Source organism: Streptomyces sp. NPDC056144, assembly GCF_042264145.1.
Classification (GTDB): domain Bacteria; phylum Actinomycetota; class Actinomycetes; order Streptomycetales; family Streptomycetaceae; genus Streptomyces.
This window is the reverse complement of the sequence record NZ_JBHJVF010000007.1, coordinates 261,273-283,350: the sequence shown is the minus strand read 5'-3', so window position 1 is coordinate 283,350 and position 22,078 is coordinate 261,273. Positions and strand designations below refer to the sequence as shown.

Genomic DNA, 22,078 nt, shown 5'->3' with positions numbered 1-22,078 from the left:
GGAGTTGGGGGTACGGGTGAGCTCGACGACTCACGTGTCCGAAGAGGCGTCCACCGGCAGGCGCCGGGCGCTGCTCATCGGAGTCGGAAGGACCCCGTTCCTGGAACGGGACGAGGTCCTCGCCGAGCGATTCCCCCCGCTCGACTTCGTCGACCGCGACATCGAACTGGTCCGCGCGGCCCTCGCCGAGTCCGACTACGAGGTCGACACCCTGTACTCCGGCCATCCCGACCCGGCCTGGCGCGACACGGACGCCGGGTCGATCGTGGTGGCCGTGGAGAGGTTCCTCCTCTCCTGCTCCGCCGGGGACACCGCCTTCCTCTACTTCTCCTGCCACGGCGTCTCCGTCGGCGAGCGCGAGTACCTCCTCTCCTCCGCCGCCCAGGTCCGCGCCAGCGGCGCCCTGATCTCGCACACGATCGTGGAGGTCAGCCCCGAGGCCCTGCTCGGCACCGTGCCCAAGGGCGTCAAGGTCGTCGTCTGCCTCGACACCTGCCGTACCGAGGACGCGTCCGCGCCCGCCGGAATCCACGAGACCCCGCTGGCGACCGCCGGCTACCGGGACGTGGCGTGGCTCCGCGCGAGCGGGCGCGGGCAGCCGGCCTACGCCGACCCCCGCAAGGGCAGTTACTTCGGGATCGCCCTCTCCCAGGCCCTGTCGTACACCAGCGCGCCGCGGACCTTCCGTGAGGTCCGGGAGTACGTCCAGAGCCGGGTGGATCACCTGACCGCCGACCTCGCGGAGGCCTCTCCGACGGTCGACTTCAAGTGCCTGCCGTCCCTGGAGGACGAGCTGATCGTCTGCCGCGGCACCCAGCAGACCGAACGCTGGGCGCAGGCGATCACCGGCTCCGCCCTCTGGCGGCACACCTCGGGCGAGGACGGGACGCACCAACGGATCAAGGACGAGCTGGAGGACCTGGCGCGCGAGGTCGCGAAGAGCCGCCTCGGCACGGACGCGGCCCTCGCCACGCCCTGGAGCGACCCGGACTACCCGATCCGGGTCGTGGACAGCCTCGGCCTCCTCGTCGAGGCCGCCCGGCTCACCGGCCGCGAACTCCTCTCCCCCGCCGAGACGGCGGCGCTGCTCGCCGCTCCCCTCGTGCACGAGGGCGTGGTCGCGATCGCGCTCGGCGAGCTGGCGCAGCTGCGGCCCGACCGGCTCGACCGGCTGGAGGAGGGCGGCCGGGGCAAGGAGCCCACCGAGGGCCACCAGCGGGTGGTGTGCGACGAGGCGGCCGACATCTGCCGGGCGCACGGACGCGTGCACCACACGGCCGAATCGCTGCGGCAGCGGAAGCTCACCGACGCCGCCACCGCCGCCGACCACTGGCTGCGGCACCGCTTCATCGCCGACTGGGACCGGCTGTGGGACCGCACCGGGGACTACCCGTCCGTGAACAAGCTGCTCGACCGGGCCGTCCAGGCCCTGTCCGCGGGCGCCGAGGGGCCGACCGGCGCGCGTCCCACCGAGGTGGACGAGCACCTCCGCCGCGTCCTGCCGCACATGACGGTCCCGCCGGGGTCGAGCCCGCGCATCGACGCCTCCAGCACCCCGGGCTGGAGCCGCACCGAGCGTCCCGTCCCCGGCAACAGCTGGCGCGCCTGGGAGCTCGCCTACCTGCTGTGGCTCGCGGCGCTGCTCGCCGCCGACCCCCGCCGCATGTCGAGCGTGCTCGTCGACCACCTGGGCGCCCGCAGGCCCCTCGCCCCGGCCGCCGTGGTCGCGGCGCTCGCGGACTGCGCCTGGGAGCCGGTCGAGGAGGACGGGACCACCCGCCACGTGCTGCGCCTCGCCTGCCCGCACCCCGCGCTGTACGCCGCCCTGGAAGAGCTCGCGGCGACGGCCGACGCCTCCGTCCGCGCACTGCACCGGCGCTGGCACGCCGAGGGGCGCAGCGCGCCCGACCTGCTCAGGGGCGTACCGCGCAAGGTGACGACCGAGGGCCTCAAGCCGTCCGACGCGAGCTACACCGTGCCACTGGAGCGCTTCCGCCTCGCCGAGGACGAGATCCGCCCGCTGCTCATGGGAACCCAGCTGTACGGGGACCGGACCCTCGCCGTACGGGAGCTGTACCAGAACGCCCTGGACGCCTGCCGGCACCGGCGGCAGCGCGTCCAGTACGGCGTGAAGCGGAAGGGGTTCGCCGCCCCGGACCGCGAGCCCGAGATCCACTTCGTCCAGGGGTACGACGGGGACCGTCCCTACATCGAGTGCCGCGACGAGGGCTCCGGGATGAGCCGGGAGAAGCTCACGACGATGTTCGCCCGGGCGGGCAAGCGGTACGCGCAGGACCCCGACTACGTGCAGGAGCGGCGGAACTGGCGGCGCGTCGGCATCGAACCCGTCCCGCTCAACAGCCGTTTCGGCATCGGCGTGTTCAGCTACTTCATGCTGGCCGACGAGGTCGCGGTCCTCACGGAGGCGGTCGACGAGTACGGCCACCCGTCCCGCACGGCCACCCCGCTCCGCGCCACCGTCCAGTCGGGCTCCGGACTGCTCCAGATCGGCGCGACGGACAGCCCGCCGGGCCACGGGGGAACCGTCGTCCGGCTCTACCTCAACCAGGAGGAGGGCGAGGAGGAGGACCTGCCCTCGGTGGTGGCGACGCTGCGCCGCGTGCTGTGGGTGAGCGAGTTCCGGGTGACGGCGGTGGAGCTGGGGCCGGACGGCGCGGAGATCAGCCGGGACGTCTGGGAGCCCGGGGAGCTGCACGCCCCGGCCAAACGCAGCTCGGAGTGGGGCGGCCCGGCCGTGAAGGCGAGCGACGGATGCTGGATCGTCCGGGGGGCGGGGCAGCTGATCCTCGACGGCATCCTCGTGGAGGACGCCCCCCGCCCCGAGGGGTACGTCTTCAGCCTCCGGGAGCGGCACCGTCCGGAACCGAGCGTCAACCGGAACTCGCTGGTCTCGTACGACGAGAAGGCGGTGATGAGGGAGCTGCTCGACGCGGCACCGACCGCGGCGGCCGCCCTCGACGAGCTCTCCCTGTCGTGGCTGTGGGACCTGGCCGGCAGCACGCCCCCGCTCGCCGTCTGTCTCCTGGACCACCTGCCCGCCGAGACGGTCGGCATACTCGAATCGGAGTTCTTCGAGTTCCAGGTCCCCAGCGTGCGGGTGCCGCTGCGCGGTACGGGAGTGTTCGCCATGGACTCCGCCCATGCGCGGGCCTGGGACGGCTTCCTCTCCAGGGAGCGCGGCTGGTCCGCCAGGGCCAGACTCCTCAGGGCCTGGCGGACGGTCGCCCTGGGAGTGCTGCCGCCCCCCGGGACACCGTTCACGCCCGGCCACTATCCCGAGCCGATCGGCCTCGACGCGATCCTGATGTCCAATCAGATGTTCGATCCCGGCTGGGGGCCGACCCTGGAGGCCGCCCTGGCCGCGGACGTCCCTCTGGCGAAGGCCGTACGGGCGTTACGCCGGTGGGCCATCGCGGGCGCCCACGTCCCCGTACCGCCGAGCATGGAGGAGCTGCGCGCCTTCGGCACACCCACCCTGGAAACGGTGACCCTCCACCAGGCCTACGAGGGTGCCGGGCAGGCGGGGCCCGACCGGCATCCGGCGGCGCACGCCCCGCTCCTGGCCGTGGCCGCCCTTCGCGGCATGGCCCCCTCCCGGCTCCTGCCCGCCCTCCACTCCCTGACGCGCCTCGGGATCGACCTCCCGGACACGAGCGTCCTCGACACGGTCGACCTGTCGGCGAAGCCCCTGGAGCCCGAGGGCCTCTTCGTCGGGTCCGCCCGCAACCCCTCGTACCCGTACGCGAACCTCGTCGACCTCCTGGTGACCGCACCCCAGCCGGCGCAGCGGCGGCACCTCGTCGAACGCCTCGCGACGCTGAAGCCGCTGGGCGTCCCGGCCCTCGACAGCGTGCCCCAGGAGACGCTCGACCGCGACCAGCTCAGCGCCTTCGAGAAGAAACTGCTGTCGCGCGACGTAGACGCCCTGGGTCCCTGGCTGCCCCCGGGGCGGATCAGCGTCCGCCAGCTCCTGGAACGCGGGGCGGAGCTGAACCGGCCGCTCGGGGAGGTGGCGGAGCAGATCGCCCGGCTCACGGCGGCCACCGGGGTGTCCGCGCCGGACGTGCCCGAGGAGTGCGCGGAGTGGATCCCGGACCACTGGGTCGTGGAGGCGGCACGGGAGACGGGGCCCACGACGGAGGGATCCGCGGTCACGCATCCCGGCTGGCGCGTGGTGTTCCACGCCCACCGCCGGCACCACCGCGCGACGCGGGACGACATCCGCCGGGAGCTGCTCCACCTGGAGGCGCTCGGCTGCCTGGAGGACCCCGTCGAGACGCTGCTGGAGCAGGTGGAGTGCCTTTCCGTCGAGCTCGAGGGCCTCCTCAGGTTCACCCTGGCCATCCACGTAGCGGAGTGGGACCCCGAGGACGTCGACTCCGACCACTTCGGCGTCCCCGTGTTCTTCGCGTACGCGGCCACGGTCCGGGCCAGCCTGGCCGACATCCTGGAGAGCGTGGCGAGTTCCCGCGTCCTGCTGCCCCTCCCGCTTCCCGACCTCACGGCCGAGGCCCAGGCCCTGGAGCCCCACGAGGCCGACGCGGAGCATCTGGTCCGCTTCCGCGCCCGCAGGCGGGTCTTCCGGGAAAGCCTGGAAGTGCGGGAGTTCCTCGCCCTGGCCCAGGACCGGGGGTCTGCCCTCGGCGAGACCGCGCGGGCCGTCGACTCGTACCGCTGTCTCGGCGGACCCCCGGTCCCCGGCACGGTCACCGAGGCCCTCGCCGACCTCGTCCCCACCGACTTCGACCTCGCCGCCTTCGAGCCCGACCTCCTGGGCCCCGGCACCCTCGGCCCCCTCGAACTCGTCCTCGTGGCGGGCCGGTTCGGCTGGACGCTCGGCGAGACGTACGAGCGGTACGCACCCTTCGCCTGCCTCGGGCTCGACATCACCACGTCCGAACCCACGAGCGAGGAAAGGGAGATCGTCCCTGGCTGGCGAGATGTCATCGTCCTCACCGAGCAGTTGACCGGCCGCGCCCCCGCCGTCGCGGGAACCGTCACCGACGCGCACGTCGTTCTCTGTGCCGAGGAGACGGAGCAGTCCGAGGACGGCGTCCGTGACATCCTCCGCCGTTACGCCCGGCTGTTCTCGCTCGTCGTTCCCTCACCCGGAGGACCGGAGTCGTGAGTACCACCATCCCGTACCAGCGCAGGCCCTATCCCGAGAGCCGGCCCCTCACCACCTTCACCTGGCGGGTGCGGAGCGGTGACGACGGCGTGGAGGCCGTCGGCGCGTGCCCCCAGTGCCAGTGCGAGACCAGGAAGGTCATCACCGGCGCCCAGTACGTCACCAAGGGCAGGAGCTCCCTCCAGTCGCTGAGGGACCTGCTGGCCACCGGGAAGCCACGGCCCGCCCGCTGCCAGTGCGCCACCTGGCACCTGGAGCGGCCCACCGAGGTCCCGGACGGCTGCGGGGCCTCGTTCTGGATCGCGGTTCCGCCGCAGGGGCTGTTGTCCCTGTGAGCGAGTACAGCGACGACCAGCTGTTCCAGGCCGAGCTGCGGGGACGGGCGATGGCCGACCCGCCCGAGCGGCTGCGGGCGGCGCTCCAGCAGGCCGAGGGCTACCGGAACTTCCTCGCCACGCTCACCGGACTCCTCACGGTGATCTTCGTGCTGAAGGGGCAGGAGAACATCGGGAACATGACCACGGGGCCGAGGTGGTGGGTGATCGGCCTGCTCACCGGGGCGTTCCTGCTGCTGCTCCTGGCCTCCTGGATGCTGGTCTCGGCCGTGCACGAGCGGCCCGGCACCGAGGTGCTCACCGACGGGGAGTTCCTGCTCACGTACGAGAAGGAGCGGGCCGACGCCGTCGTCCGGACGACGGGCCGGGCCCGCTGGATGGGCCTGGTGGGCGTCCTCGCCGTGACGGCGGCCTCGCTGATCACGTGGATCTACCCCGGTCAGGTCGCCTGACCGGACCGGGGTACGGGGTCGGGGTGCCGTGCCGGTTCCGGACGCGCCACGGCGCCCTCCCAGTCGTCCGGTCGGGGACATTCGGGGGGCGCCGTGCTCAGTTCCGTACGTCGTTGTACGGGACGTTCAAGATGCCTCTCAGACCGTCAGCGCGCGGTCCGTCGGGCGGATCGGGGCCGGCAGCGAGCTGGCTCCGGTGAGGTAGCGGTCCACGCCACGGGCGGCGGAACGGCCCTCGGCGATGGCCCACACGATGAGGGACTGGCCGCGGCCGGCGTCACCGGCGACGAACACGCCGTCGACGTTGGTGGCGAAGTCCGCGTCCCGGGCGATGTTACCCCGCTCGTCGAGGTCCAGACCAAACTGCGCGACGAGGCCGTTCTCCACGTCGGTGCCGGTGAAGCCCATGGCCAGCGTGACGAGCTGGGCGGGGATCTTCCGCTCCGTGCCCGGCTTCTGGGTCAGCTTGCCGTCGACGAACTCGACCTCGATGAGGTGGAGGAACTGGACGTTGCCGTCCTCGTCGCCCTCGAAGTGGGTGGTGGAGACGGAGTAGACCCGCTCGCCGCCCTCCTCGTGCGCCGAGGTGACCTTGTAGAGCATGGGGAAGGTCGGCCAGGGCTGGCCGGCGTTCCGCTCGTCGCCCGGCTTGGGCATGATCTCCAGCTGCGTGACCGAGGCCGCGCCCTGGCGGTGGGCGGTGCCGACGCAGTCGGCGCCGGTGTCGCCGCCGCCGATCACGACGACGTGCTTGCCCTCGGCGGTGATCGGCGGGGCCACGAAGTCGCCCTCGACGACCTTGTTGGCCAGCGGCAGGTACTCCATCGCCTGGTAGACGCCGGCCAGCTCCCGGCCCGGGACGGGCAGGTCGCGGGCGGTGGTGGCGCCGGCGGCGATGACGACCGCGTCGTACCGGTTGCGGAGCGCCGTCGCCGGCATGTCGCGGCCGATCTCGACGCCCGTGCGGAACTTGGTGCCCTCCGCGCGCATCTGCTCGATGCGGCGGTTGATGTGCCGCTTCTCCATCTTGAACTCGGGGATGCCGTAGCGGAGCAGGCCGCCGATGCGGTCGGCGCGCTCGTAGACGGCGACCGTGTGGCCGGCCCGGGTCAGCTGCTGGGCGGCGGCGAGACCCGCCGGGCCCGAGCCGATGACGGCGACGGTCTTGCCGGAGAGGCGGTCGGGCGCCTGCGGCTTGACGTCACCCCCGTCCCAGGCCTTGTCGATGATCGAGACCTCGACGTTCTTGATGGTGACGGCCGGCTGGTTGATGCCGAGCACGCACGCGGACTCGCAGGGCGCCGGGCAGAGGCGGCCGGTGAACTCCGGGAAGTTGTTGGTGGCGTGCAGGCGCTCCTGCGCCGCCGACCAGTCCTCGCGGTAGGCGTAGTCGTTCCACTCGGGGATGAGGTTCCCGAGGGGGCAGCCGTTGTGGCAGAACGGGATGCCGCAGTCCATGCAGCGTCCGGCCTGCTTGCTGATGATCGGGAGCAGGGAGCCGGGAACGTAGACCTCGTTCCAGTCCCTGACCCGCTCGCTCACCGGTCGGGTCTGGGCGACTTCGCGCCCGGTGGTCAGGAAGCCCTTGGGGTCAGCCATGGGACGCAGCCTCCATCATCTTCTCGGTGGTCTCGGTCTCGGAGAGACCGGCGAGCTCAGCGGCGTCCTTGGCGGCGAGCACTGCCTTGTACGTGGTGGGGATGATCTTGCTGAACCGGTCCGCGTTCGCGTCCCAGTCGGCGAGGAGCTTCGCGGCGACCGTCGAGCCGGTCTCCTCCTGGTGGCGGCGCACGACCTCGTGCAGCCACACCTTGTCCTCGTCCGACAGGGCCTCGATCGCCTCCAGGTTGCCGGAGTTGACGTGGTCCCGGTCGAGGTCGACGACGTAGGCGACGCCGCCCGACATGCCGGCCGCGAAGTTGCGTCCGGTCTCGCCGAGGACGACCGCCGTACCGCCGGTCATGTACTCGCAGCCGTGGTCGCCCACGCCCTCCGAGACGACCAGGGCGCCGGAGTTGCGGACGCAGAAGCGCTCGCCGGTGCGGCCCCGCAGGAACAGCTCGCCGCCGGTGGCGCCGTAGCCGATGGTGTTGCCCGCGATGGTGGAGTACTCGGCCAGGTGGTCGGCGCCCCGGTCGGGGCGGACGATCACGCGGCCGCCGGAGAGGCCCTTGCCGACGTAGTCGTTGGCGTCTCCCTCCAGGCGGAGGGTGACACCGGCCGGCAGGAAGGCGCCGAAGGACTGGCCGGCGGAGCCCGTGAAGGTGATGTCGATGGTGTCGGCCGGGAGGCCGGCGCCGCCGAACTTCTTCGTCACCTGGTGGCCGAGCATGGTGCCGACGGTCCGGTTGATGTTGCGGATCGCGACCTGGGCGCGGACCGGCTGGGCCTCCTCGGCGGAGGCGGCGTTCAGGGCCTCGGCGGCCAGCTGGATCAGCTGGTTGTCGAGGGCCTTCTCCAGGCCGTGGTCCTGCTCGATCCGGGCGTGGCGGACCTCGCCCTCGCCGAGCTCGGGGACGTAGAAGAGCGGCTCCAGGTCGAGGCCCTGCGCCTTCCAGTGCGTGACCGCGCGGCTGGTGTCGAGGATCTCGGCGTGGCCGACGGCCTCTTCCAGGGTGCGGAAGCCCAGCTCGGCGAGGAGCTCGCGGACCTCTTCGGCGATGAACTCGAAGAAGTTGACGACGAACTCGGGGTTGCCGGAGAACCGCTCGCGCAGCGCCGGGTTCTGGGTGGCGATGCCGACCGGGCAGGTGTCCAGGTGGCAGACGCGCATCATGACGCAGCCGGAGACGACGAGCGGCGCGGTCGCGAAACCGAACTCCTCGGCGCCGAGCAGCGCGGCGATGACCACGTCGCGGCCGGTCTTGAGCTGGCCGTCGGTCTGGACGACGATCCGGTCGCGCAGGCCGTTGAGCAGCAGGGTCTGCTGGGTCTCGGCGAGGCCGAGCTCCCAGGGGCCGCCCGCGTGCTTCAGGGAGGTCAGCGGGGAGGCACCCGTACCGCCGTCGTGGCCGGAGATGAGGACGACGTCCGCGTGGGCCTTGGAGACACCGGCGGCGACCGTGCCGACGCCGACCTCGGAGACCAGCTTCACGTGGATGCGGGCGACCGGGTTGGCGTTCTTGAGGTCGTGGATCAGCTGAGCCAGGTCCTCGATGGAGTAGATGTCGTGGTGCGGCGGCGGCGAGATGAGGCCGACGCCGGGCGTCGAGTGACGCGTCTTGGCGACCCACGGGTAGACCTTGTGGCCGGGCAGCTGGCCGCCCTCGCCGGGCTTGGCGCCCTGCGCCATCTTGATCTGGATGTCGTCCGCGTTGACCAGGTACTCGCTGGTGACGCCGAAGCGGCCGGAGGCGACCTGCTTGATCGCGGAGCGGCGCTCGGGGTCGTACAGGCGCTCCGGGTCCTCGCCGCCCTCACCGGTGTTGGACTTGGCGCCCAGCCGGTTCATGGCGACGGCGAGGGTCTCGTGCGCCTCCTGGGAGATGGAGCCGTACGACATGGCGCCGGTGGAGAAGCGCTTGACGATCTCGGAGACCGGCTCGACCTCGTCGAGCGGGATCGGGGTCCGGCCCTCGGCGGCGAAGCCGAAGAGGCCGCGGAGCGTCATGAGGCGCTCGGACTGCTCGTTCACCCGGTCCGTGTACTTCTTGAAGATGTCGTACCGCTTGGTGCGCGTGGCGTGCTGCAGGCGGAAGACGGTCTCCGGGTCGAACAGGTGCGGCTCGCCCTCGCGACGCCACTGGTACTCGCCGCCGATCTCCAGGGCGCGGTGCGCCGAGGGGACGCCGGAGACGGGGTACGCCTTGACGTGGCGGGCGGCGACCTCCTTGGCGACGACGTCGAGACCGGCGCCGCCGATCTTGGTGGCCGTGCCGTGGAAGTACGTGGCGACGAAGGTCTCGTCGAGGCCGACGGCCTCGAAGACCTGGGCGCCGCGGTAGGAGGCGACGGTGGAGATGCCCATCTTCGACATGACCTTGAGGACGCCCTTGCCGAGCGCGTAGATCAGGTTCCGGATGGCCTGCTCGGGCTCCAGGCCCTCGATGAAGGTGCCGGCGCGGACCAGGTCCTCGACGGACTCCATCGCGAGGTACGGGTTGACCGCCGCGGCGCCGTAGCCGATGAGCAGGGCGACGTGGTGGACCTCGCGGACGTCACCGGCCTCGACCAGCAGACCCACCTTGGTGCGCTGCTTGGTGCGGATGAGGTGGTGGTGGACGGCCGAGGTGAGGAGCAGCGAGGGGATCGGCGCGTGCTCGGCGTCGGAGTGCCGGTCGGAGAGCACGATGAGGCGGGCGCCGCCCTCGATGGCGGTGTCGGCCTCGGCGCAGATGGCCTCGATGCGGGCGGCGAGGGCCTCGCCGCCGCCGGAGACGCGGTAGAGGCCGGAGAGCGTGACGGCCTTCATGCCGGGCATGTCGCCGTCGGCGTTGATGTGGATGAGCTTGGCGAGCTCGTCGTTGTCGATCACCGGGAAGGGCAGGGTGACGCTGCGGCACGACACGGAGGTCGGGTCGAGCAGGTTGCCCTGGGGGCCCAGCGAGGAGCGCAGGCTCGTCACGAGCTCTTCGCGGATGGCGTCCAGCGGCGGGTTGGTGACCTGCGCGAAGAGCTGGGTGAAGTAGTCGAAGAGCAGCCGCGGGCGGGCGGACAGGGCCGCGATCGGCGAGTCCGTGCCCATGGAGCCGAGCGGCTCGCCGGCGGTGCGGGCCATCGGGGCGAGGATGACGCGGAGCTCTTCCTCGGTGTAGCCGAAGGTCTGCTGGCGGCGGGTGACCGAGGCGTGGGTGTGCACGATGTGCTCGCGCTCGGGGAGGTCGGAGAGCTCGATCTCCCCGGTCTCCAGCCACTCCTGGTACGGGTGCTCGGCGGCGAGGGCGGCCTTGATCTCGTCGTCCTCGATGATGCGGTGCTCGGCGGTGTCGACGAGGAACATCTTGCCGGGCTGGAGGCGGCCCTTGCGGACGACCTTGGCGGGGTCGATGTCGAGGACGCCGACCTCGGAGGAGAGGACGACGAGGCCCTCGTCGGTGACCCAGTAGCGGCCGGGGCGCAGACCGTTGCGGTCGAGGACCGCGCCGACCTGGACGCCGTCGGTGAAGGTGACGCAGGCCGGGCCGTCCCAGGGCTCCATCATCGTGGAGTGGTACTGGTAGAAGGCGCGGCGGGCCGGGTCCATCGTCTCGTGGTTCTCCCACGCCTCCGGGACCATCATCAGGACCGCGTGGGGCAGGGAGCGTCCGCCGAGGTGGAGGAGCTCCAGGACCTCGTCGAAGGAGGCGGAGTCGGAGGCGTCCGGGGTGCAGATCGGGAAGATCCGCTCCAGCGAGCCCTCGCCGAAGGTGGTGGAGACGAGCTGCGCCTCGCGGGCGGTCATCCAGTTCCGGTTGCCCTTGACCGTGTTGATCTCGCCGTTGTGCGCGACGAAGCGGTACGGGTGGGCCAGCGGCCAGCTCGGGAAGGTGTTGGTGGAGAACCGGGAGTGGACCAGGGACACCGCGGAGGCGAAGCGCCGGTCCGACAGGTCCGGGAAGAAGGGCTCCAGCTGGCCGGTGGTGAGCATGCCCTTGTAGACGACGGTGCGGGCGGAGAGCGACGGGAAGTACGTCGCCGCCTCGCGCTCGGCGCGCTTGCGCAGGATGAAGGCCTTGCGGTCGAGGACGATGCCCTCGGCCGTGCCGTCGGCGTCCTTGACGAAGAGCTGGCGGAAGACCGGCATCGTGGCGCGGGCGGAGGCGCCGAGGAGCTCGGGGGCGACGGGGACCTCGCGCCAGCCGAGGACGGTGAGGCCCTCTTCGGCGGCGATCGTCTCGATGCGCGAGACGGTCTCGTCCGTGCCGTCCTCGGGGAGGAAGGCGATGCCGACGGCGTACGCGCCGGCCTCGGGGAGCTCGAACCCGGCGACCTCGCGGAGGAAGGCGTCCGGGACCTGGAGCAGGATGCCGGCGCCGTCACCGGAGTCGGGCTCGGAGCCGGTGGCGCCGCGGTGTTCGAGATTGCGCAGAACGGTCAGCGCCTGCTCGACCAGCGCGTGGCTGGCTACACCGGTGAGGGTGGCCACGAACCCGACACCGCAGGCGTCGTGTTCGTTACGGGGGTCGTACATCCCCTGCTGAGCGGGGCGACCGTCCATGGGCGACCAGGCGTCGGAACGCATCGGCTCTCCCGTCGTCGTCGTGGCATGTGCGATGCCGGGGACGACGTTGGCCCTGGCGAAATTTCGTGCAGGTTACATGATGACCTGCTTCTCGCGAAGTGGATACTTCGTTCCAGCATGCGGACAATCACCGACATGAGGGCACGGAGACAGAGGGCTGTCCCGCGAGAAGGGATCAGAAGGAAGGACGGGCTTCGTTGCCCGGGGGGACGCTCATGCCGTGGTTTCTCATTCCCCTTGGTCACGAGTTCGAAACCGCCGGGTAACCGGCTACATATGTTGCGTCCCGCATAGTGTCTCACCGCTACGGCGGATCGGACCAGGGATATACGTCACAACCCTTCCGGGGCTTACGTCCCGAAATCGCGCCCCGAAATGCCGGAGAGGCCCCTTTTGAGGGCCTCTCGGTGGTGCGTACGGGTACGGAATCCGCACGGGTACGGAATCCGCACGGGTACGGATTCCGTACAGGTACGGAATCCGCGCTTCCCCTTCCTCCGCGCTACAACGCGGCCCCGAGGAGCATGCCGAGCCCGTACGTGACGGCCGCCGCGGCACCACCCAGGACGAGCTGCCGCATGCCGCTGAAGAGCCAGCCGCGCGCCGTCACCCGGGCCACCAGCGCACCGCAGGCGAAGAGCCCGACGAGCGCGAGCAGGACGGCGGGCCAGAGGGCCGTGGCGCCGAGGAGGTACGGCAGGACGGGCAGCAGCGCGCCGAGCGCGAAGGAGCCGAAGGACGAGACGGCCGCGACGACCGGCGAGGGCAGGTCGTCCGGGTCGATGCCGAGCTCCTCGCGGGCGTGGATCTCCAGCGCCTGCTCGGGGTCGCGGGAGAGCTGCATCGCGACCTCGCGGGCGAGCGTGGGCTCGACGCCCCGGGACACGTACAGCGCGGCGAGCTCCTCCATCTCGTCGACGGGGTGCTTGCGCAACTGGCGACGCTCGACGTCCAGTTCGGCCTGGACGAGCTCGCGCTGCGAGGCGACGGAGGTGTACTCGCCGGCCGCCATCGAGAAGGCGCCGGCGGCGAGGCCCGCGAGCCCGGTGATGACGACGGTCTGCGAGGAGACGGCGCCGCCCGCGACGCCGGTCATGAGGGCGAGGTTGGAGACCAGTCCGTCCATCGCGCCGAAGACGGCGGGGCGCAGCCAACCGCCGTTCACGTCACGGTGCGTGTGGTTGTCGCGGTGGGCCTCGTGCAGTGGCGCCTGAGCTTCGATGATGGACATGACTCTCCCCTCGTTCCGGCGGGCCGGGTTGCACCCGCCGCCCCCAACAGCATCGAAAATACGCCCGATGTAAGGGGTCCGCCAGCAAGGCAGGCCGTACTTACTAAGGCCTGCCTCAGTGCAGTTGGCCTTCCCGCGGCACATCTGGCGCGGTGTCAGCCGGGTGACAGAGACGTTTCTTCGGCGAGTTCGCGGCCCGTGGTGGCACAGATCCAGGCATCGGGGCGCCGACCGTGCGCGCCCCACCCGAGGAAGGGGCCGCGACATGGCGACCACCACCGCATGCGACACGCGCGAACGGGCGAGGGGAGCGCTCCTCGGCCTCGCCGTCGGCGACGCGCTCGGCGCGCCCGCGGAGAACATGCGGCCCTCGGAGATCCGCCGCAAGTGGGGCCGCATCGAAGGCTTCGTGACGGACAACCCCGCCGGCACCGACGACACGGAGTACGCGATCTTCTCGGCGCTCCTTCTGGCCCGGCACGGCTCGGCGTTGACCGTCCACCACGTCGAACGGGCCTGGCACCGCTGGATCGCCGACCTCGACGAAGGCCCGTTCCGGGGCGCGGGCTTCTCGGAACGCGGCACCCTCGAAAACCTCCGCCGGGGCCTCGCGGCCCCCATCTCCGCCCAGCACCGCCACGCGTGGAGCGACGGCCTCGCCATGCGCGCGGCCCCCTTCGGCGTCTTCGCGGCCGGCCGCCCGGCGGAAGCGGCCCGCCTGGTCGCCATCGACGGCAGCGTCAGCCACGAGGGCGAGGGCATCTACGGAGGCCAGGCGGTCGCGGCGGGCGTGGCCGCGGCCATGACCGGCGCGACGGTCACGTCCGTCATCGCGGCAGCCCTCTCCGTGATCCCCATGGACTCCTGGACGGCCCGCTCCCTGCGCCGCGCGGTGGTGGCCGCCCAGCGCGTCCAGCCGGACCCGCTGACCCGCGAACGCCAGGTCCGCTCGGCGGTCGTCATCGGCGGCTACCCCTGGACCGACCTCGCCCCGGAGGCCGTGGGCCTCGCCTTCGGCGCCTTCGCGGCGGCCCGCGGCGACTTCCGCACGGCGGTCCTGACCGCGGTCAACATGGGCCGCGACGCCGACACGACGGCCGCGGTCGCCGGCGCGCTGGCCGGCGCGCTCGGCGGGGTGACCGCGATCCCGTCCGACTGGGCCGCGGCCATCGCCCCCGTGACGGGCAGCTGCCTCCCGTCCATGCGCGGCCACCACGTCCTCGCCATCGCGGACCTCCTGACGAAAGAGACGACCACCTGATGCCCACGCCCCCGCCGACACCCCCGACCGAGGACACCCCCTCCCCCACGACCGAGACCCGACACCCCGGTATCGCCACTGCGGACCCCGGCACCACCGCCGCGGGCCCCCGCGCCGCCGCAGTGGGCCCCGGCACCATCGCCGCGGACCCCCATGCCGCCGCTGCGGGCCCCGGCACCATCGCCGCAGGTCCCCATGCCGCCGCTGTGGACCCCGGCACCACCGCCGCAGGTCCCCGCACCGCCGCCGCGGGCCCTGGCGCCACCTCTGTGGGGCCCCGCGCCACCGCAGTGGCCCCCGCCACCGCCGCTGTGGGCAGTCGTCCCGCAGGGCGAAGGGGGTCCCCCCTGCTCGAGCGAAGCCGAGAGCTTGGGGGAGGGTGGGCACAGCACCCGTTGCCGGACACCGGCTCCTCGCGCCTTGCCCCGCGGGACCACCCCGCGCTGCCGGGTACGGGCCCGCAGGGCCTGCTCGCGCCGGACCGCCCCCTGGTGCCGGGCGCCGACACACAGCCCCTCGGCCCGGAGGGCCACGCCCCGGCGCCGGGCGCCGGCACACAGAGCCCCGGCCCCGAGGGCCACACCCAGGTGCCGGGCACCAAGGAGCAGGCCCCCGCCCCGCAGGGCGCGCCGCAGGGCCGACGCGCTTCGCGCGAAGCGGTCGAAGGCCTCCTCCTCGGCATCGCCGCAGGCGACGCCGCCGGCTGGCCCGCCGCCCGCCACCGCGCCGCCCGCATGCCCGAATGGACCCGCCGCCTCACCCGCGAGCTCGACACCTTCGCGGAGCAGAACGCCACCACCACCCTCCCCGTCCCCATCGCCCTCAACCAGCCGCCCGAGCCCCTCCGCCTCGGTCCTTCCGACGACGCCGAGTGGGCCGCCTTCACCGCCGAGGCGATCCTCACCGCCTCGGGCCCCGCCTTCGCCACGCTGCCCCCCGACCGCCGCCTCCGCGCCGCCGTCGACCTCGCCTGGAACGCCCTCGCCGGCCAGGTCGCCGCCGCCGCCGACCGCGCCCCCGAGGTCGAGTCCGCCGTCCTCCCCCTCCGTGCCCGCATCTCCGTCCGTGCCGGCCTCGGCAACCTCGCGACCGGCCTGCGCCCGCCCGCCACCGGCCACGACAACCCGCACTACTTCGACGACGCCGCCTGTGTCCGTGCCGCCGTCCTCGCGGTCGTCCACCCCGGCGACCCCCGCGCCGCCGCCGAACTCGCCGAGTTCGACGCCCGGTACACCCAGGACGGGGACGGGGTCCACGGCGCCCGCGCCGTGGCCGCCGCCGTCGCCGCCGCCCTCGCGGGGGCGACGGCCGACGAGGCCGTGGAGGCGGCGCTCGACGAGCTCCCGCCGGTCACCGAGATCGGCCGCAACGCCCGGTACGCCGTGAAGCTGGCCAGGACCGCGAGTTCGGCCTTCGAACTGGTGCCGCTCCTGGAGCACCAGATCGTCGACCACGTCTACAGCTACGGCATCGCCGCCGCCGAGACCGTCCCCGTCGCCCTCGCCCTCACCACCGCGGCGCGCGGCGAGATGACGGCCGCGGTCCCGGCCGCCGCCTGTCTGTCCCGGGTCGCCGACTCGGCCCCCGCCCTCGCCGGAGCGCTCACCGGCGCGCTGGGCGGCGGCCGTTCGGTCCCGGGGACCTGGCGGGACGCCTGCCGGACGCTCGCGGGCTGCGCGCTGCCCCGTCTCGCCGGTACGGATCTGGTGGAACTCGCCGGGATCCTCAGAGCCACGGAACCGGCCACCCCAGGTGGACAATTCCGACATGACACCCACACTGGATGACCGGATCACCGGCAGTCTCGTCGGAGCCGCCGTCGGCGACGCGCTCGGCGGCCCCGTCGAGGGGTACACCCCCCAGCAGATCCTGGAACGTCACGGCGGCAGGGTCACCGGCATCGTCGGCCCCTGGAACGGCGACGCGTGGCGCACGGCCCGCCCCATCGCGCCGTACCACAAGGGCGACGGGCACGTCACCGACGACACCTTGATGACCCACGCGCTGATCAGGGTGTACGAGAGGGTCCGCGGCCACCTGGACGCGTACGCGGTCGCGGACCACCTCGTCCCCGAACTCACCACCACGCCCGTCTGGATCCCGGAACTGGAGGCGGAGGCCCTCCCCCTCCAGCGGATCTTCCTCGCGGAGAAGTGGCTCGTGGCCCGGCTGCACTACGGCCACGTGGACCCCAGGGAGGCCGGCACCGGAAACATCGTCAACTGCGGTGCGGCCATGTACATGGCGCCGGTCGGCCTGGTGAACGCGGCCCACCCGGCCGCCGCGTACGCCGAGGCGATCGACGTGGCGGGCGCGCACCAGTCCTCGTACGGACGGGAGGCGGCGGGCGTCTTCGCGGCGGCGGTCGCGGCGGCGTGCGCACCGGACGCGACGCCGGGCTCGGTCGTCGACACGGCGCTGTCCCTGGCGAAGGACGGCACGAGAGCGGCCATCGACTCCGTGGCCGAAGTGGCGAGCCGCCACACGAACTTCGAATCCGCCCTCACCCCCCTCCGCGAGGCGGTCGCCCCCTTCGACTCGGTCGGCCCCGACTACCGCTCCCCCTCCCTCGGCGCCCGCCGCCCCTCCCGCCTCCACGCGATCGAGGAGCTGCCGATCGCGCTCGGCATGCTGCTCGTCGGCGAGGGCGACTTCCGGCGTACGGTCCTGGGCGCGGTCAACTACGGCCGTGACTGCGACTCGATCGCCACGATGGCGGGCGCGATCGTGGGCGCGCTGCACGGCGAGGCGACGGTGCCGGCGGAGTGGGCGAAGCGGGTGGCCGAGGCGAGCCGCCTGGACCTGCACGCCCCGGCGCGGGCGCTGACGACGGTCGCCCACGAGATCCACGCCCGCGACACGGCCCGCCGCCGGGCCCACGAGTCGGCCTTCGCCGCCCTGACGGGCACGGCCCGGTGACGCTCCGTCTGACCTGGGTCCAGCCGGAGGACCTGGTGGGCCACGAACTCCGCCAGGCCCGGGAGGACGGCCGCGACGCCACCGCCCTGGCGGCCCGCTGGACAACGGCGGGCGGCCCCCCGGCCCCGCCGTCGGCAGGCGCCTCCCCCCACCCCCGCCCGGACCTCCGCCCCCTGGCCCAGGAACTCCTGGACACCCTGACCACCCTCCCCCTCCCCACCCTCCTCCAAGAGCCCTCCGCCCTGAGGGACATCCAGTCCCTGACAACCCCGGCCACACCCCCACCGACAACACCCTTCCCCTCACACCCGACCCCACAGAACGCTCCCCCACCGGGAACCCCCCGCGCGTCACGCGAAGCGCCGACACCCCAGCGGGCAAGGGCCGAAGCCCTGCACGCGACGCGCGAAGCGCCGACCCCCGGCCAGCCCCCGTGCGGAGCAGCGGGGGCCCCGGGGCCCGGCAGGCCCGCGGCGGAGTCGCTGGTTGGCGCTGCGGGGAGGGGCGGGGTGGGGGAAGGCACCGCCCTGCGTGACCGGCTGCACGCCGCCTGGGTCGGGCGGGCCGTCGGCTGTCTGCTCGGCAAGCCCGTCGAGAAGCTTCCTCTCCCGGCCATCCGCGCCCTCGCCCGCGCCGCCGGCAACTGGCCGCTGCGCACCTGGTTCACCGCCCGCGGCGTACCCCCCGCGCTCCTCGTCGCCCACCCCTGGAACCGTCGTTCCGCCGGGACCTCGCTCGCCGAGAACATCGACGGCATGCCGGAGGACGACGACCTCAACTACCCCCTCCTCAACCTCCTGCTCCTCCAGCGGTACGGCCGCGACTTCACCACCGCCGACGTCGCCCGCCTCTGGCTCGACGAGCTCCCCGCCGGCCGCACCTTCACGGCCGAGCGTGTCGCCTACCGCAACCTCCTCGACGGCGTCGAACCCCCGCTGACGGCCCTGCACCGCAACCCCTTCCGCGAGTGGATCGGCGCCCAGATCCGTGCGGACGTCCACGGCTGGACGCATCCCGGGGATCCGGTCGCCGCCGCCGCGCAGGCCCATCGGGACGCGGCCCTCACCCACACCGCGAACGGCATCTACGGCGCCATGTTCGTCGCGGCGACCGTCGCCACCGCCGCCACCGGCACCGCCGACGTCCACCGGGCGCTCGCCGACGGTCTCGGGGTGGTCCCCCCGGACTCCCGGCTCGCCCGCGCCGTCCGCCTCGGCATCGAGACCGCCCGCGCCATCCCGGACTTCGACTCCGTCGTGGACCGGCTCCACGCCGCGCTCAGCGGGTACCACTGGGTGCATGCCGTCCCGAACGCCGCTCTCCTCGCCGCCGCCCTCACCCACGCCGACGGCGACTTCTCCCGGTCGGTCTGCGCGGCGGTGTCGGGCGGCTGGGACACCGACTCCAACGGCGCCACCGCCGGCTCCGTCGCCGGGCTGCTCGCCGGTCACCCCGACCGGCTGCCCGACCGCTGGACCTCCCCTCTCAAGAACCGTCTCGCGACCTCGGTCGCGTCCTTCGACGGCATCGGCTTCGACACTCTCGCCGAACTGACCCTCCTGGAGGCTGTACGCCCATGACCGGCATCGTCGTACTCGGCAGCACGAACATGGACCTCGTCGCCTACGTCCCGAGGGCCCCGGCCCGGGGCGAGACCGTCACCGGCCGCGCCTTCCGCACGATCCCCGGCGGCAAGGGCGCCAACCAGGCCGTCGCCGCGGCCCGCGCCGGCGCCGAGGTGGCGATCATCGGCGCGGTGGGCGCCGACGACTTCGGCGCCCGTCTCCGGGCCAACCTGGAGCACTGCGCCGTCGACACGGACCTCCTCCGCACCGCCGAGGGCCCCTCCGGCACGGCCCACATCGTCGTCGACGACGAGGGCGGCAACGCGATCGTCGTCGTCCCCGGCGCCAACGCCACCGTCACCTCTCTCAGCCACGGCGACGAGGCCCTCATCGGCACCGCCGACAGCCTCCTCCTCCAGCTCGAACTCCCCCTCTCCGTCGTCGTGGAGGGCGCCGCGACCGCCCGCCGCCTCGGCGTCCGCACCGTCCTCACCCCGGCCCCCGCCCAGCGCCTCCCCGCCGAACTCCTCGCCGCCACCGACCTCCTCGTCCCCAACGAGCACGAGGCCGCCGCCCTGACCGGCCTGACCGACCCCCGCGCCGCCGCGCTGGCCCTGCTCCGGGACGTCCCCGAGGTCGTCGTCACCCTGGGGGCCGCCGGCAGCCTGTACGCGGCCCGCGGCACCGAGCCCTTCACCGTCCCCGCGCCGCGCGTCACGGCCGTGGACACGACCGCCGCCGGGGACACGTTCGTCGGCGCCCTCGCGGTCGCTCTCGGCGAGCGCCGCCCCGTCCCGGAGGCCCTCGCCTGGGCGCAGGCCGCCGCCGCCCTCTCCGTACAGCGCGAGGGGGCGTCGACCTCGATGCCGTACCGGACCGAGATCGAGGCGGCCTTCGGCTCCCTCACCGCCCAGGAGGCCGACGCCGTATGAGCCCGTCCCCCGCACCCGCACCCGCACCCGCGTCCGCCCCCGCACCTCTCCAGGGGCTGCGCGTCCTCGACCTCGCGACCCTCTTCGCCGGTCCGCTCGCCGCCACCCTCCTCGGCGACTTCGGCGCCGACGTCGTCAAGGTCGAGCACCCCCGCAAGCCCGACCCGTCGCGCGGCCACGGCCCCGCCAAGGACGGCGTCGGTCTGTGGTGGAAGGTCCTCGGCCGGAACAAGCGGAACATCACCCTCGATCTCTCTTCGCCGGGCGGCCGCGAGACCCTCCTCTCCCTCGCCGCCGGAGCCGACGTGATCGTCGAGAACTTCCGCCCCGGCACCCTGGAACGCTGGGGCCTCGGCTGGGAGGAGCTCTCCGCCGTCAACCCGCGTCTGGTCCTCGCCCGCGTCACCGGATTCGGCCAGCTCGGCCCGTACGCCCGGCGCCCCGGCTTCGGCACCCTCGCCGAGGCGATGAGCGGCTTCGCCGCCATCACCGGCGAGCCCGAAGGCCCGCCCACGCTTCCCCCCTTCGGCCTGGCCGACTCCATCGCCGCCCTCGCCACCGCGTACGCCGTGATGACCGCGCTCACCGCGAGGAACACGACCGGCCGCGGCCAGGTCGTCGACATGGCGATCATCGAACCGATGCTCTCCGTCATCGGACCCCACCCCCTCTGGTACGACCAGCTCGGTTACGTCCAGCCCCGCACCGGCAACCGCTCCCGCAACAACGCTCCGCGCAACACCTACCGGACCGCCGACGGCTCCTGGGTCGCCGTCTCCACCTCCGCCCAGTCGATCGCCGAGCGTGTCCTCCGGCTCGTCGGCCGGCCGGAGCTGACGGAGGAGCCCTGGTTCGCCGACGGCACCGGCCGCGCCGCGCACGCAGACGTCCTGGACGAGGCCGTCGGCGACTGGATCGCCCGCCACACCCGCGACGAGGCCATGGCCGCCTTCGAGAAGGCGGAGGCCGCCATCGCCCCCGTCTACGACGTCCGGGACGTCCTCGACGACCCGCAGTTCCGCGCGCTGGACACCGTCACCGAGGTCCAGGACCCCGAGCTCGGGCCGATCAGGATGCAGAACGTCCTCTTCCGGCTCTCCGAGACGCCCGGCGCGATCCGCTGGGCCGGCCGCCCGCACGGCGCCGACACCACCGCCGTCCTCGCCGAACTCGGCCTCACCCCCGCCGAGATCGACGCCCTCCGCACCCAGGGAGCGGTATGAGCGGCCCCGACCGCGGCACGGACCGGCTGCACACGCCTCTCACCTGGCTGTACGCCCCCGGGGACCGCCCCGAGGTCGTCCGCAAGGCCCTCGCCTCCGGCGCCGACGTCGTCATCGTCGATCTGGAGGACGCCGTCGCCCCGCACCGCAAGGCGTACGCCCTCGACGCCACGGTCGACCTCCTCGCCGACGCCCACCCCGTCCCGGTGCACGTCCGCGTCCACACCCCGCGCGACATCCCCACCCTGGCCCTCCTCCCCGGCCTCCGCGGTCTTCGTGTACCCAAGGTGACACACGCCACTGACATCCACCGGATCGCGGAGCTCGCCCCGGGTCTCCCCCTCTATCCGCTCCTGGAGAACGCCCTCGCCGTGGAGCACGCGTACGCCATCGCCACCGCCCACCCCGCCGTCCGCGGCATCGCCCTCGGCGAGGCCGACCTCCGCGCGGACCTCGGCGTACGGGACGACGCCGGGCTCGACTGGCCGCGCGGCCGCGTGGTCGTCGCGGCCCGCGCGGCGGCCCTCCCGCCCCCGGCCCAGTCGGTGCACCCCGACGTCGGCGACCTCGACGGGCTGTCCGCCGACTGCGCCCGGGGCCGGTCCCTCGGCTTCCTCGGCCGGGCCGCGATCCACCCCCGCCAGCTGCCCGTCATCGAGCGGGCCTACCTCCCCACCGCCGAGGAGATCGACGCGGCCCGCGAGGTCGTCGAGGCGGCCGCGTCCGCGGGCCACGGCGCCCTGGCCCTCCCGGACGGCCGCTTCGTGGACGCGGCCGTCGTCGAGGGCGCCCACCGGGTCCTCGCCCTCGCCTCCCGTACGGCCTGGGCCTGACCCCGTACACACGAGAGG

General features: G+C 73.3%; 13 protein-coding genes. 10 read left to right on the top strand and 3 right to left on the bottom strand.

Going from position 1 to position 22,078, the window contains the following annotated elements; genetic code table 11:
- The first annotated feature begins 16 nt into the window (after positions 1-16).
- From ACFC0Z_RS22975 to ACFC0Z_RS22965, 3 genes are read left to right on the top strand one after another with little or no spacing between them, the layout of a single operon-like run.
- The gene (locus ACFC0Z_RS22975; RefSeq protein WP_376440943.1) at positions 17-5,149 is read left to right on the top strand and encodes a caspase family protein; all 5,133 of its coding nucleotides are present in this window, start codon (positions 17-19) and stop codon (positions 5,147-5,149) included.
- Positions 5,146-5,484: a hypothetical protein gene (locus ACFC0Z_RS22970; protein ID WP_376440940.1), complete on the top strand. Its 339-nt coding sequence runs from the start codon at positions 5,146-5,148 to the stop codon at positions 5,482-5,484. The genes ACFC0Z_RS22975 and ACFC0Z_RS22970 overlap by 4 nt, the downstream gene beginning before the upstream one ends.
- A complete protein-coding gene (locus ACFC0Z_RS22965; protein ID WP_376440938.1) occupies positions 5,481-5,936 on the top strand; it encodes a hypothetical protein in 456 nt (151 codons plus the stop codon). The genes ACFC0Z_RS22970 and ACFC0Z_RS22965 overlap by 4 nt, the downstream gene beginning before the upstream one ends.
- 138 nt (positions 5,937-6,074) lie before the next feature.
- Here the strand turns inward: ACFC0Z_RS22965 and ACFC0Z_RS22960 are convergent, their stop codons facing one another.
- From ACFC0Z_RS22960 to ACFC0Z_RS22950, 3 genes are all read right to left on the bottom strand, one after another.
- Positions 6,075-7,535 carry a glutamate synthase subunit beta gene (locus ACFC0Z_RS22960; RefSeq protein WP_376440935.1) on the bottom strand — a complete coding sequence of 487 codons (1,461 nt, stop codon included), beginning with the start codon at positions 7,533-7,535 and terminating at the stop codon, positions 6,075-6,077.
- Positions 7,528-12,096 (bottom strand): glutamate synthase large subunit, encoded by a 4,569-nt coding sequence (gene gltB / locus ACFC0Z_RS22955; protein WP_376440933.1) that lies wholly within the window; start codon positions 12,094-12,096, stop codon positions 7,528-7,530. Before gltB ends, ACFC0Z_RS22960 begins: the two co-directional genes overlap by 8 nt.
- Before the next feature lie 502 nt (positions 12,097-12,598).
- Positions 12,599-13,327, bottom strand: a complete 729-nt coding sequence (locus tag ACFC0Z_RS22950; protein WP_376440931.1) for a VIT1/CCC1 transporter family protein — start codon at positions 13,325-13,327, stop codon at positions 12,599-12,601.
- Positions 13,328-13,592: 265 nt separating this feature from the next.
- Between ACFC0Z_RS22950 and ACFC0Z_RS22945 the strand changes: the two genes are divergently transcribed.
- The 7 genes from ACFC0Z_RS22945 to ACFC0Z_RS22915 all read left to right on the top strand — a co-directional run bounded on the left by ACFC0Z_RS22945 (position 13,593) and on the right by ACFC0Z_RS22915 (position 22,060).
- Positions 13,593-14,588, top strand: coding sequence for an ADP-ribosylglycohydrolase family protein (locus ACFC0Z_RS22945; protein ID WP_376440929.1), 996 nt, complete (start codon positions 13,593-13,595; stop codon positions 14,586-14,588).
- A gap of 587 nt (positions 14,589-15,175) precedes the next feature.
- Entirely contained in the window at positions 15,176-16,375 is a 1,200-nt protein-coding gene (locus tag ACFC0Z_RS22940; RefSeq protein WP_376441309.1) for an ADP-ribosylglycohydrolase family protein, read from the top strand.
- Positions 16,356-17,507 (top strand): ADP-ribosylglycohydrolase family protein, encoded by a 1,152-nt coding sequence (locus tag ACFC0Z_RS22935; RefSeq protein ID WP_376440926.1) that lies wholly within the window; start codon positions 16,356-16,358, stop codon positions 17,505-17,507. Before ACFC0Z_RS22940 ends, ACFC0Z_RS22935 begins: the two co-directional genes overlap by 20 nt.
- Complete coding sequence (locus ACFC0Z_RS22930) at positions 17,504-19,087, top strand: ADP-ribosylglycohydrolase family protein (protein ID WP_376440924.1); 1,584 nt, start codon at positions 17,504-17,506, stop codon at positions 19,085-19,087. The genes ACFC0Z_RS22935 and ACFC0Z_RS22930 overlap by 4 nt, the downstream gene beginning before the upstream one ends.
- Positions 19,084-20,004 (top strand): ribokinase, encoded by a 921-nt coding sequence (gene rbsK, locus ACFC0Z_RS22925; RefSeq protein WP_376440923.1) that lies wholly within the window; start codon positions 19,084-19,086, stop codon positions 20,002-20,004. The genes ACFC0Z_RS22930 and rbsK overlap by 4 nt, the downstream gene beginning before the upstream one ends.
- Positions 20,001-21,227 carry a CaiB/BaiF CoA transferase family protein gene (locus ACFC0Z_RS22920; protein ID WP_376440920.1) on the top strand — a complete coding sequence of 409 codons (1,227 nt, stop codon included), beginning with the start codon at positions 20,001-20,003 and terminating at the stop codon, positions 21,225-21,227. Before rbsK ends, ACFC0Z_RS22920 begins: the two co-directional genes overlap by 4 nt.
- Complete coding sequence (locus ACFC0Z_RS22915) at positions 21,224-22,060, top strand: HpcH/HpaI aldolase/citrate lyase family protein (protein ID WP_376440918.1); 837 nt, start codon at positions 21,224-21,226, stop codon at positions 22,058-22,060. The genes ACFC0Z_RS22920 and ACFC0Z_RS22915 overlap by 4 nt, the downstream gene beginning before the upstream one ends.
- Positions 22,061-22,078: the final 18 nt, after the last annotated feature.

Excerpts from the sequence above, each read along its gene's own strand:
- ACFC0Z_RS22960 (WP_376440935.1), bottom strand. The coding sequence starts at position 7,535 with ATGGCTGACCCCAAGGGCTTCCTGACCACCGGGCGCGAAGTCGCCCAG.
- gltB (WP_376440933.1), bottom strand. The coding sequence starts at position 12,096 with ATGCGTTCCGACGCCTGGTCGCCCATGGACGGTCGCCCCGCTCAGCAG.
- ACFC0Z_RS22950 (WP_376440931.1), bottom strand. The coding sequence starts at position 13,327 with ATGTCCATCATCGAAGCTCAGGCGCCACTGCACGAGGCCCACCGCGAC.
- ACFC0Z_RS22945 (WP_376440929.1), top strand. The coding sequence starts at position 13,593 with ATGGCGACCACCACCGCATGCGACACGCGCGAACGGGCGAGGGGAGCG.
- ACFC0Z_RS22935 (WP_376440926.1), top strand. The coding sequence starts at position 16,356 with ATGACACCCACACTGGATGACCGGATCACCGGCAGTCTCGTCGGAGCC.
- rbsK (WP_376440923.1), top strand. The coding sequence starts at position 19,084 with ATGACCGGCATCGTCGTACTCGGCAGCACGAACATGGACCTCGTCGCC.
- ACFC0Z_RS22920 (WP_376440920.1), top strand. The coding sequence starts at position 20,001 with ATGAGCCCGTCCCCCGCACCCGCACCCGCACCCGCGTCCGCCCCCGCA.
- ACFC0Z_RS22915 (WP_376440918.1), top strand. The coding sequence starts at position 21,224 with ATGAGCGGCCCCGACCGCGGCACGGACCGGCTGCACACGCCTCTCACC.